This is a genomic window from Polaribacter sp. 20A6, from assembly GCF_011378915.1.
GTDB lineage: Bacteria > Bacteroidota > Bacteroidia > Flavobacteriales > Flavobacteriaceae > Polaribacter > Polaribacter sejongensis.
Genome location: NZ_WTPZ01000002.1, coordinates 370,840 through 382,449 on the forward strand (window position 1 = coordinate 370,840; position 11,610 = coordinate 382,449).

Sequence of the window (11,610 nt, forward strand, 5' to 3'; positions counted from 1 at the left end):
TTTTATTTCTAAATGCAAAATTTATTCAACTTTTAAAAATAAATAAATTTATTGACCTACATCAAATAATTTCATTTGAGACAATAGTAGTTTTGCATACGCAAAATTAAATATAATTTAAAATGGTACTTACAGAATTAGATACATTAAGAATGTTTGGTAATGATAGTAAAGAGCGATTAGAAAAAGCGCTTATACATCTTCAAAATGGAAATGGAATTATCTTAATGGATGATGAGGATAGGGAAAATGAAGGAGATTTGGTATTCTCTGCACATCATATGACCAATAATCAAATGGCACTTATGATTCGGAAATGTAGTGGTATTGTTTGTCTTTGTTTACCTAATAAAAAAGCAGATGCATTAGAGTTGCCTTATATGGTAAAAGAAAATACAAGTAGCTACCAAACACCTTTTACAGTTTCAATCGAGGCAAGAGAAGGCGTTACTACAGGGGTTTCTGCCAAAGACAGGTTAACAACAATAAAAGCTGCGAGTAAAGAAAATGCTAAAAGCTACGATTTAGCAAAACCTGGACATATTTTTCCTTTAAGAGCCAAAGATAATGGTGTTTTAGAAAGAAAAGGTCATACGGAAGGAAGTGTAGATTTAATGAAATTAGCGGGTTTAAAACCAGAAGCTGTACTGTGCGAATTAATGAATGATGATGGAACAATGGCAAAAATTGACACCATTTTAGAGTTTGCAAATGAACATAATTTGATGGTGTTATCTATACAAGATATTATTCATTATCGTAAATTTGTAAGAGACTACAAATAGATGAAGGGCAATATAGAACTCACGAATTTCATAAAAAAGAATATAGATATTGATGATGAAGATTTGAAAATCGTGTTGTCTTATTTTAAAACAATTAAAAAAAAGAAGAATGAAATTTTGCTTTCCAATGGAAAAAATAGTCAGGTTAGTTACTTTGTAAAAAAAGGTTGCTTAAGGTTATTTTATATAAATGAGGAAGGAAAAGACGTTACACGTTATATTGCATTTGAAAATCAATTTGCTACAGAACTGGTTAGTTTTATAACCAATGAACCGGCACAAGAAACAATTCAGGTTATTGAAAACAGTGAACTTCTATACATAACTCATGATGATTTTAGGCATCTTATGACGATTGTTCCTAAATGGAAAGATTTTTATAGCATCTATTTAGAAAAGGCATATGTAAATAATTCTAAGAGATTGATCTCATTTACTACACTAGATGCATCAGAAAGATACAAGCAATTATTCAAGATAAACCCAAACATTGTAAAACGTTTACCAAACAAAATTGTAGCTTCTTATATTAATATTTCTCAAGAAACGTTGAGTAGGATAAAATCTAAAATTTAATTACAAAACGCGATCAAAACATAAATTTACGATGTGCTGAACTGCTATACGTTGTTTTAGTTGATTGTAAAAAGTGGGTAACAATTAATGTCAGTAAATTGTTATAAAACGCTCTTAAAAATAAAAAGGGGTAAATGAATACATCATTTCCCCCTTTTACAATTCATAGCAATTTTTAATTTTCCTTTTTCAAAAGACTTAACAATAATATATACTATGTAAAAGATTAATTTCAAATAAAGAATACGCGATAATTTTGCGTATTCTTTATTTTTATAAAACTTATATCCCCCAATATAAATTTTATAATTTCTTTTATTTTGAATAATTCTATACTCTAAAAACCTAGTATTTATATGCCTTTAACTCTCATAAAAGCAACATGTATTTTTTTCTTTTTCATTCATTGGATTAGAAAATAGGGTGCTAATTATAACAGATAAATCATAACCAATATATTCGCTTTTCACATTCGTAGAATGTTTAAATTTCAAGGCTGGCATATGTAGCTTATAATTTTCAAAAATAGAACCGTCAAAAAGACAAACAAAGTCTATTTCAAGGAAAATTAAAAAAGGTTAAGAAAAATTACCTATAGTAATTTACAATAGATTGAAGGTGTTCTTTAAAATTATCTACCACAGATTTTGGTGAAATAATTTTAATCCACTGGTTAAACTTTAGCATCTCCATTATAAACTCGTAATTTGGTTTGAGTTCAACTTCAATCGTTCCCCAAATATCAGGATCAGCGTAATCTAATGCCTCTGAATTCCATTTTACGGGCTCAACAATAAGACGTTGACTAGCGTGTATTGGTTTGCTTATCAGATATTTTAAATGGTGATTGGCAACTTGTAGTATAATTTTCTCTGCTTTTGTTTCATCATTTAAAATACCAATTGCATCTTTAAAATAAGCATTATGATCAAAAGGAATTGCTGCTAACATTTTTCTTTTAAAGATTCTAATTTCCTGTAAACGTTCATCTAAACAAAATGACGTAATTTTAGCATCTAAAGGGCAATATGCAAGCAAATACCAGGCTTTATCTTTTTCTTTTAAATGTAAAGGTTGGAAGGCTTTTTTACTAATTTCTTCAAAATGATTATCATCATACCAGCCTTTGTAACTTATATGAATTACATACTTGTTTTCTATGGCATTAATTAGCACTAATAGATCTAACTTACTATTTAATGAAGATTTTTCTGTAGCTACACAAGAATGATTTTCTGATGCTTTTTTACTTATTAATAAGTGCTCGCATCTATTAAAAATATCTGTAATTTCTTCGGATACATTACCACTTTTAACAAAATATCCATAGCCTCTTTTTAATGAAATATGAACGCCAAACTCCTTTTTAATAAAATCCAAATCTCTATGAACCGTTTTTGGGCTGTTAGAATTTAATTTACTTAAAAATTCATTTTCAATAAATTCTGATTGTTTATCTTGTAGTTTTTGTTGAAGTTCTTTATGCGTTACATATAAATCATTATCCACACCAAAAGCTTTTGGATTTGTAATAATTTTTAAGATATAGTAGCGCCTTAGAAACTCTGGGGACATTTTAATAATTTAGGCTACAAGATTACAAAAAAAGTTTAATCTTTATACATTCAATTCTATAATAGATACCTGTGCTTTTTAGTAAACAAGATTTTCTTAATACAAAGTGGTTTATTGCCGAAAAATTAATTCAGTTACTTGTTGGTATCTTTATTATTCCTAAAATATTTAATTCACTTGGTGTTTTAAATATTGGGAAACTTAAGTTTGCTGAAACATTTATTGCCTTTTTTGCACCTGTATTATTTTTAGGATTATCTGCAATTTGTATTCGAGAGATTATTTTTAATCCGAAAAAAACAAAAGAAATTTTAGTAACTGCTTTCTACTTGCGTCTTTTTAGCTGGATTTTATTTTTTCTAGGACTTTTAATTTACAATTACTTTTATAATAGTAACGAACTATTTTGGCTCTACTTTTTAATTGGTTTTAGTTATTTTATAAGGATTACAGATGTTTTCGAATATTATTTTTATGCTATTAAAAAAACGAATTATATTTTTATAAGTAAAATTTCAAGCTTATTTTGTATTGTTTTATTGCAATATTATGGCGTTGAACATCAACTTGGAATTCAATATTTTGCATCACTTTTAATTATTGATTTCTTATTGCAAGGAATTATTTACGGCTTTATTTTTATTACTAAAACGGCTATTAAACTTAAAAATAAATATTTTTCTGTATTGATGGCTAAATATTTATTAAAAAACTCTTATCCTTTAATCCTTTCAAATTTATTAGTATCGCTCTATATTTCTATTGATGATTTTATTTTAAAATACTATTTTGGTGATGCTGCAATAGGTCTTTTCGCTACCATCGATTTTTTAGTTATAGCTCTTACTTGGAGTATTGGTTTTTCAATAATTAATGCATTATATCCTTCTTTGGCAGAATCTTATAAAACGGATATGAATATATATCAGAAAAAAATAAGCGCTTTGTATAAATACATGCTATTATTAGGAGTTCTAATAGGATTATTTTACACATTTTTTGGAACCTCTATTTTAAGCACTTTTTTTAATGAAAGTTATGCTTCTATCGCTACGCCGCTTAAAATATTTAGTTGGTCGCCAATATTTATTTTTTTAGGGATGGTTTTTGAAAAACACCTGATCAATAGTAATCAACTTAAAAAAAATGTATACCGATTTATGATAGGCTGTTTTTTAAATTTAACTTTAGGACTTCTTTTAATTCCTACTTACAAAATAATGGGAGCCGCAATTTCTATGCTTTTTAGCCATTTTATTACCAATTTAGGGTTTATAATTTTTGATGCTAAAAATAGAAATCATTTAAAATTTATTTTTCTTAAATAAGGTTATTCATTTGTCTTATTTGGAATTAAATTCAATAAAACAAAAACGACCAAAGCAGGCAATACCCAACCTAAACTATGTTCTGCAAGCGGAATAAAACTTTTAATGCCGGTTAAGTTTTCTCTAGGAATGATAAACCCTAAAAAATCTGGAATACTAAAGATAAAAGTTACAATTACAACACCTCTAAAAACCAATTTAGAAGCATATTTTTCAGGTACAACGTTTAGTAAGATTAGCATAATTGTAATTGGGTACACAAACATTAATGCAGGCACCGCAACATCTATAATAAAACCAACATTGTAGCTACCAACAATAATACCCACAATAGATGCAATTGCTGCTGTAATAATATACGCAGTTTTAGAATTGTTGCAAATTCCTTTTATATAATCTGCAGTTCCGGTAACAATACCAACTGCTGTTGTAAAACAAGCTAAAGCTACCAAGACACTTAAAAAAACGGTTCCGTAATGACCTAAAGTTTGGGTGCTTAAGCCAGATAGAATTTCTATTCTAGAAGCATCTTCAGTAAAGGTTGATGCGAATAAAGATCCGCTTAAAATTAAGCCTCCGTAAATTAATAATAAACCAATTCCTGCTATATACCCCGCTTTTCTAATCAATGTTCTTTTTTCACTAAAAGTGTTGTGATTGCTGTAATCTAAAGAGATAATAATAACAGCACCAACAACAACACCTGCAATAGCATCAAAAGTTTGATATCCTTCTAAAATTCCATCTATAAAAGGATTTTTAAAGGTTGATGGACTTACGGTTCCGGGAGCCGTACCCGTAGCGATAGCAATAATTACTAATAGAATTGCAACAATAATTGGTGTTAAAAATTTACCGATTAAACTGATAATTTTAGAACGATTTACCGCAAAAATAAAGACTAAAACAAAGTAAACAATACTTGTTAAAATAGGTGGTGTGTCAAAAAATGGTTGAATTGCCATTTCATGTGTAACTGCAGCAGTTCTTGGGCTTGGAATTGCCGCTGCAATAATGTAGATTAAAAAACAAAAAACAGTGCTAAATACAGGTGATACCTTTTTACCAAAATCGTACAAAGTACCTTGCAATCTTGCGTGTGCAAAAATGGCAAAAATAGGAATAATGATGGCTGTTAAGATAAAACCTAAAACAACAATCCACCAATCTGATCCAGATTTAACGCCTAAAGTTGGTGGTAAAATTAAATTTCCAGCCCCAAAAAAGAGTGAAAATAATGCAAAACCTGCAATCCAAATATCTCTTGTTTTGTTCAATTTAGTTTACTTTTTTAAAGTTTAAATGATTAAAGTCGAAACTAAAATCTGTAATTGGTGCAATAAATTTCATGGTTGCTCCTGTGGTATTTCCTTTTTCATCAAAAGAAAACTGTACAAAAACATCAGCATCATAACTTCTGTTGTTCCATTTTGCAACGTAGGTTGTTTGGTTGTATGGCAATAATTCTCCAAATAAAGTTTCTGAACGCTCACATTTTATGCTGTAAGAATTTCCATCATTAGAAATGGTCATATTTCCAAACCAGGCATCGTTGTAGGTTCCTACAATTTGATTTGGTTTCGGTAAGCTTTTATCAGCTTTGGCTAATGCAACTTTATTATAAACACTTGCTTTTATACTGTCGTTGTATTTTAAATATTTGGTATTATTTGTACCTAGTTTTTCGATCCAGTTTCTATTTTCATATCCTAAATAAGCGTCTTTAATAGTATTTGTAACAGTGTTAAAAGCGCTACCGTTCATTTGATTTGTCAATACAATAATTCCCAAATCTAAATCTGGAATCATCGTAAACTGTGTAACGGTACCTAATAAACCACCTGTGTGATAGACTTGTTTATGTCCGCCTTTTACATCGGTTACAAACCAACCCAAACCATAACCTCTAAAGTTAGAATTATAAGAATCGTTTTTAGCTACTTTTAAAGGAGTTTGTAATTGCCAAAGTTCATGAAATTGAGTTTCGCTTAGCAAGCGCTCTCCGTTTTTGGTAACTGCATCATTCATTAAAAAATTAGCCCAAGTTAACATGTCGTTTACGTTGCTCATAATTCCACCTGCAGGGTTTGCAGTTTCGCTCCAATCATGCGGAATCTGAATTACTTTTTCTTCTGTTCTCGTGTGTGCATCAATAATATTTGTTCTGTTGGTAACTCGGTTGTAAGATGCTTTACTGTTGGTCATACCAACGGGTTTCATTATTTTAGTTTCAATAAACTCTTCCCATGTAAGTCCGCTAACACGTTTTAAAACTTCACCAGCAACAATAAACATATTGTTGTTGTATTTAAAATCGGTTCTAAATTTACTTGTCGGTTTCAAGTATTTTATATTTTTGATGATATCGTCTGTAGTAAAATCATTGTTTTCAGGAAAAAACATTAAATCTCCAGAACCTAAATCTAAACCACTTCTGTGTGTCACTAAATCACGAACTGTAATATTTTGAGTAATCCAAGCGTCGTACATTTCAAATTCCGGAATGTGTTTTCTTACTTTATCATCCCAATTTAATTTCCCTGCATCGACCATCATTGCTAATGCAAAGCATGTAAAACCTTTACTGTTAGAAGCAATACCAACTATGGTATTTTCATTCATGTCTTTTTTGTTGGTTAAAGAACGTACTCCGTGTCCTTTAGCATAAACTATTTTTCCATCTTTTAAAATTCCGACAGAAATACCAGGAACATCAAATGTTTTTAAGGTTTCTTCTATTAAATTATCGAGTTGTTTCTCGGCAATTTGTGCGTTTAAGGTTAATGAAATAAGGAAAAGGGAGAGTAGTATTGCTTTTTTAAGAAACATATAGTAAAGTTGTTGAATTCACTCCAAATATAGTAAATAGTTTTACCATGTTTTAGATTTCTAAAAACGAATCAAACACTATATTTGTTTCCATGATTTTAGTCTACAAAAACGCTAATATTTTTTATAAAGATCAAGGAAAAGGATCCGTTGTTGTTCTTATACATGGTTTTTTAGAGGATTCCACAATGTGGGATAAAATTGTACCTGAACTTACCAAAAGAAACAGAGTAGTTACAGTTGATTTGTTAGGTCATGGAAAATCTGATTGTTTGGGATATGTACACTCTATGGAATTGTTTGCAGAAACTATAGAAGCTGTTTTAAAGCATTTAAAAATTAGAAAATTTATTTTGGTTGGCCATTCTTTAGGAGGTTATATTTCTTTAGCTATTTCCAAAATGAATCCTACTAAAATAAAGGGCTTGTGCTTATTAAATTCAACTTCTAATGAAGATTCTGAAGAACGAATAAAAATAAGAATAAGAGCAAATAAAATGGTTCAAAATAATTTTGAATCTATGGTAAAAATGTCCATTTCAAATTTATTTAATCAAGAAAATTTATTAAAATTTAAAGAGGAAATAAATGTGGTTAAAAAAGAGGCTTTACAAACTTCTTTACAGGGTTATGTTGCTGCGAATGAAGGGATGAAAAACCGACCTAATTTAAATCAATATTTAAAAGAAAGTAAATTTAATAAAATGATTATTGTTGGCGAGAAAGATCTAGTTTTAAATTTAGAAAATTCTAAAGAAGAGGCTGAAAAAACAAATTCTGAACTCGTTATTTTTCCTGACGGACATATGAGTCATATTGAAAACGCACCAGAACTGATTTTTATGTTAAAAAAATTCATAAAATCCTGTATATCTTAACTTTTATTTGTAATTTATCGAAAATTTCATCGACTATGTAGAAAATACAATCGATGAAACACGTAATTATACTTTTAGTTCTTATAATTTCCACTTCACTATATGCTCAAGATTACAATACCAAAAAAGGTTTTGTTGCAGAGGGGTATGATGTGGTTTCTTATTTTAACAGCACCGCAGTAAAAGGAGATAAAAAATTTGTTGCAGATTACGATGGTGTGCAATTTAAGTTTTCATCAAAAGAGAATTTAGAAATTTTTAATACATCACCTAAAAAATACGTTCCTGCTTATGGAGGATATTGTGCATATGCAATTGGAGCAAAAGGAGAGAAGGTTTCTATAGATCCGGAAACATTTGAGATTAGAGATGGAAAATTATATCTATTCTACAATTCTTGGGGAATAAATACGTTAAAATTATGGCAGGAAGAAGGTGCTGAAGATTTAAAAATAAAAGCAGACAAAAACTGGTTAAAAATTAATAAATAATGAAGATTGAAAGCAATGTCGGGGGATTTTGTGAATGTTGTAAAAAAAAAGAGCTGATATAATCAGCTCTTTTTTATTTTTATCCCTTATGTCATTTCTAAATTAGCTTTTATAGCGATTAAGAAATCTCTATAGCACCGCTATCTTGCTTTAATCAAAATAACTTTAGATATTGTAATGTTTGGAAATACCACTCCATAGGATTCATATTTTACTCAACTACTAATAAATAATATGTTTTTTTACCACGTTGTAATAACACATATTTATTTGCAATTAGATCTTCTTTAGTAATCGAATAATCTTCTTTTATTTTTTCTTTATTTACTGAAATTGCATTTTCTTTTAATGCTCTTCTAGCGTCTCCGTTAGATTTTAAGAAGTCTGTTTTAGCAGCTAAAGCACCAATCATATCTAAACCTTCCTCGATATCTGTAGTAGATACAGTTGCTTGTGGCACTCCATCAAACACATCTAAAAATGTTTGTTCATCTAAAGATTTTAAATCAGAAGCAGTCGATTTTCCAAATAAAATATTAGAAGCTTTTAAAGCATTTTCATAAGCTTCTTTACCATGTGTTAAAATAGTAACTTCTTCCCCTAATTTTTTCTGTAACAAACGTAAATGCGGATTTTCTTTATGCTCAGCAATTAAGTTTTCTACAGTTTCTTTGTCTAAAAATGTAAACTTTTTAATAAAGTTCTCTGCATCTTCATCCGAAGAGTTTAACCAATATTGGTAGTATTTGTATGGAGAAGTTCTATCTGTATTTAACCAAACATTTCCGCCTTCTGTTTTACCAAATTTGGTTCCGTCTGCTTTTGTTACTAAAGGAACTGTAATTGCATACGCTTTTCCTTGTGCTTTTCTACGAATTAATTCTGTACCTGTGGTAATATTTCCCCACTGATCTGAACCACCCATTTGCAGTCTACAATTTTTTTCTTGGTATAAATGATAAAAATCGTATCCTTGAAATAATTGGTAGGTGAATTCTGTAAAACTCATACCAACTGAAGATTCAGAACTCAAACGTTTCTTAACAGAATCTTTGGCCATCATGTAGTTTACAGTAATATGTTTCCCTGTATCTCTTACAAAATCGATTAATGAAATATCTTTCATCCAATCGTAATTGTTTACCAATTCTGCTTTGTTTTCTGCAGCGGCATCAAAGTCTAAAAAACGTTCTAGATTTTCTCTAACACCAGCAACATTTTTTGCCAAAGTAGCTTCATCTAACAAATTACGTTCTGCAGATTTTCCAGAAGGATCACCAACCATACCAGTAGCTCCACCAATTAAAGCAATAGGGTTATGACCTGCATTTTGAAAATGTTTCAAAATAAATATTTGCACCAAACTACCAATATGTAGTGAGTCTGCAGTTGGATCAAAACCAATATAACCAGCAGTTTTATTTTTTAATAAATAGTCTTCCGTGTCTGGCATAATATCATGCAATAATCCACGCCAGCGTAATTCTTCAACAAAATTTGTCATTATAAGTCTAAATTAATTCAATTCAAAATACGAATGCCAAATTCAGCTTGTTTAAGTTTTGTGTCTTGATCGTTTAAATTATCAATCTAGACAAGCTCAATTTGACATCTTATAGCAATTATTTATTTGCTATTTTTCATTATGCAAAGATAAACTTATCAATGAAAATATCATAAATTCGCGTTATGATTTTAGTTACTGGAGGAACAGGTTTAGTTGGCGCACATTTATTGTATCATTTAGTTAAAAATGATGAAAAAATACGTGCTATTTACCGTTCTGAAGAAAGAATTAAAAAAGTACAAGAAGTCTTTTCTTTTTATACGGATGATGCTACAAACTTAATTTCTAAAATAGAATGGTTTAAAGCAGATATTACAGATGTTCCTGCTATGATTCCTGCTTTTATTGGAGTTGAAAAAGTATATCATTGCGCAGCATTTATTTCCTTTAATCCGAAAGATTATAGGGAAATGCGCAAAGTAAATATACATGGAACAGCGATTATTGTAAACCTTGCCATTGATGCTAATGTTCGTAAAATTTGTTTTGTAGGTTCGATTGCTTCTGTGGGAGATTCTCTAAAAGGTGACTTTATAACCGAAGAGAATGAATGGAATCCAGAATCTGATAATAGTGGATATTCGATAACGAAATTTGGTGCAGAAATGGAAATTTGGCGTGCAAGCCAAGAGGGTGTAGATGTGGCTATAGTAAACCCAGGTGTTATTTTAGGAAGCGGATTTTATACTGCTGGTTCTGGTAAAATGTTTACACAGGTTTATAACGGTTTTAGTTATTACACAGAAGGAATTACTGGTTTTGTAGGTGTTAAAGATGTTGTTGCAGCAATGATTAAGTTGATGAACTCTAGCATTAAAAATGAACGTTTTATTTTAGTTGCAGAGAATAAATCGTTTAAAGAAATTTTCTTTTCTATCGCAGATGCTTTCGGTAAAAAAAGACCAACAAAAAATATTAAGCCTTGGAAAACCGCTATTTTTTGGAGAGTTTCTTGGGTGTTGTCTCTATTTTCAAGAAAGGAGCCATTGTTGAGTAAATATTCAGCAAGAAGTGCACATTCAATATCTAAATACTCCTCAGAAAAGATTGAAACAACGATGTCTTTTCAGTTTGAGCAAATTGATGATGTTATAAAAGAGGTGTCTGTTAGATATGTTAATTCTTTATCTCAAAATCTGCCTTAGTAGGCTCTAAAATTGGTTCAATTTCTTTAATAGAATCTAATTCTTTCAATTTTTTTCCAACTTTTTTAATAGAATCCCTTCTAATGGAGTCTTTTCGAGAGCTCATTTTATTGTAAAAATCTTTTTTTTCTTGTAAGTCTTTTTTAACATCGGTAATCATTTCCTCATATAAATCTATTTTAGAGGTATAAAATAGGTTGCTGTTTTGAAAACGTAGGCTATCTATTTTATATTTATCATATATAAAAGCCATGTAATTTACTTTCTTTTGCTCATTTTTGTTTTTTACAAATTTTGCAGAAGAAGCAATCATCATATCCCCAAGTAATAAGGTCATGGTGTCTCTAGGAATAAGGTCTTTTGGCTCTTTAAAAATGGTGTTACTTGTGCAAGAAACCAAGAAAATAGAAACAAGAAAATAGCTTAAGTTTTTCAT

Annotated in this window: 11 protein-coding genes; 6 read left to right on the forward strand and 5 right to left on the reverse strand. The window is 29.8% G+C overall.

Translation table 11 applies throughout. The features are described from left to right. Positions 1–122: 122 nt before the first annotated feature. Together ribB and GQS57_RS05445 are read left to right on the forward strand one after the other, a co-directional pair. Positions 123–785 (forward strand): 3,4-dihydroxy-2-butanone-4-phosphate synthase, encoded by a 663-nt coding sequence (gene ribB / locus GQS57_RS05440; RefSeq protein ID WP_165731565.1) that lies wholly within the window; start codon positions 123–125, stop codon positions 783–785. Next, the gene (locus tag GQS57_RS05445) at positions 786–1,361 is read left to right on the forward strand and encodes a Crp/Fnr family transcriptional regulator (RefSeq protein ID WP_165731566.1); all 576 of its coding nucleotides are present in this window, start codon (positions 786–788) and stop codon (positions 1,359–1,361) included. 588 nt (positions 1,362–1,949) lie between these two features. Here GQS57_RS05445 and GQS57_RS05450 read toward each other — a convergent pair. Continuing rightward, the gene (locus tag GQS57_RS05450; protein WP_165731567.1) at positions 1,950–2,936 is read right to left on the reverse strand and encodes a YafY family protein; all 987 of its coding nucleotides are present in this window, start codon (positions 2,934–2,936) and stop codon (positions 1,950–1,952) included. 71 nt (positions 2,937–3,007) lie between these two features. Here GQS57_RS05450 and GQS57_RS19210 point away from each other — a divergent pair, with 71 nt between their 5' ends. After that, positions 3,008–4,264, forward strand: coding sequence for a polysaccharide biosynthesis C-terminal domain-containing protein (locus GQS57_RS19210; protein WP_165731568.1), 1,257 nt, complete (start codon positions 3,008–3,010; stop codon positions 4,262–4,264). 2 nt (positions 4,265–4,266) lie between these two features. Here the strand turns inward: GQS57_RS19210 and brnQ are convergent, their stop codons facing one another. Both brnQ and GQS57_RS05465 read right to left on the reverse strand, forming a co-directional pair. Next, entirely contained in the window at positions 4,267–5,541 is a 1,275-nt protein-coding gene (brnQ, locus tag GQS57_RS05460) for a branched-chain amino acid transport system II carrier protein (RefSeq protein WP_165731569.1), read from the reverse strand. Between the two features lies 1 nt (position 5,542). After that, positions 5,543–7,093, reverse strand: coding sequence for a serine hydrolase (locus GQS57_RS05465; protein WP_165731570.1), 1,551 nt, complete (start codon positions 7,091–7,093; stop codon positions 5,543–5,545). A 92-nt stretch (positions 7,094–7,185) separates the two neighbouring features. Here GQS57_RS05465 and GQS57_RS05470 point away from each other — a divergent pair, with 92 nt between their 5' ends. Beyond that, positions 7,186–7,971 carry an alpha/beta fold hydrolase gene (locus GQS57_RS05470; protein WP_165731571.1) on the forward strand — a complete coding sequence of 262 codons (786 nt, stop codon included), beginning with the start codon at positions 7,186–7,188 and terminating at the stop codon, positions 7,969–7,971. A gap of 53 nt (positions 7,972–8,024) precedes the next feature. Continuing rightward, on the forward strand, positions 8,025–8,462 hold the full coding sequence (locus tag GQS57_RS05475) for a YHS domain-containing (seleno)protein (protein ID WP_165731572.1): 438 nt from the start codon (positions 8,025–8,027) through the stop codon (positions 8,460–8,462). A gap of 211 nt (positions 8,463–8,673) precedes the next feature. On the opposite strand, the gene tyrS is transcribed toward GQS57_RS05475, so the two are convergent. Further along, on the reverse strand, positions 8,674–9,966 hold the full coding sequence (gene tyrS / locus GQS57_RS05480) for a tyrosine--tRNA ligase (protein ID WP_165731573.1): 1,293 nt from the start codon (positions 9,964–9,966) through the stop codon (positions 8,674–8,676). Positions 9,967–10,151: 185 nt separating this feature from the next. On the opposite strand from tyrS, the gene GQS57_RS05485 reads away from it, so the two are divergent. Then, the gene (locus tag GQS57_RS05485) at positions 10,152–11,174 is read left to right on the forward strand and encodes an NAD-dependent epimerase/dehydratase family protein (RefSeq protein WP_165731574.1); all 1,023 of its coding nucleotides are present in this window, start codon (positions 10,152–10,154) and stop codon (positions 11,172–11,174) included. On the opposite strand, the gene GQS57_RS05490 is transcribed toward GQS57_RS05485, so the two are convergent. After that, complete coding sequence (locus tag GQS57_RS05490; protein WP_165731575.1) at positions 11,146–11,610, reverse strand: DUF4296 domain-containing protein; 465 nt, start codon at positions 11,608–11,610, stop codon at positions 11,146–11,148. The genes GQS57_RS05485 and GQS57_RS05490 overlap by 29 nt on opposite strands.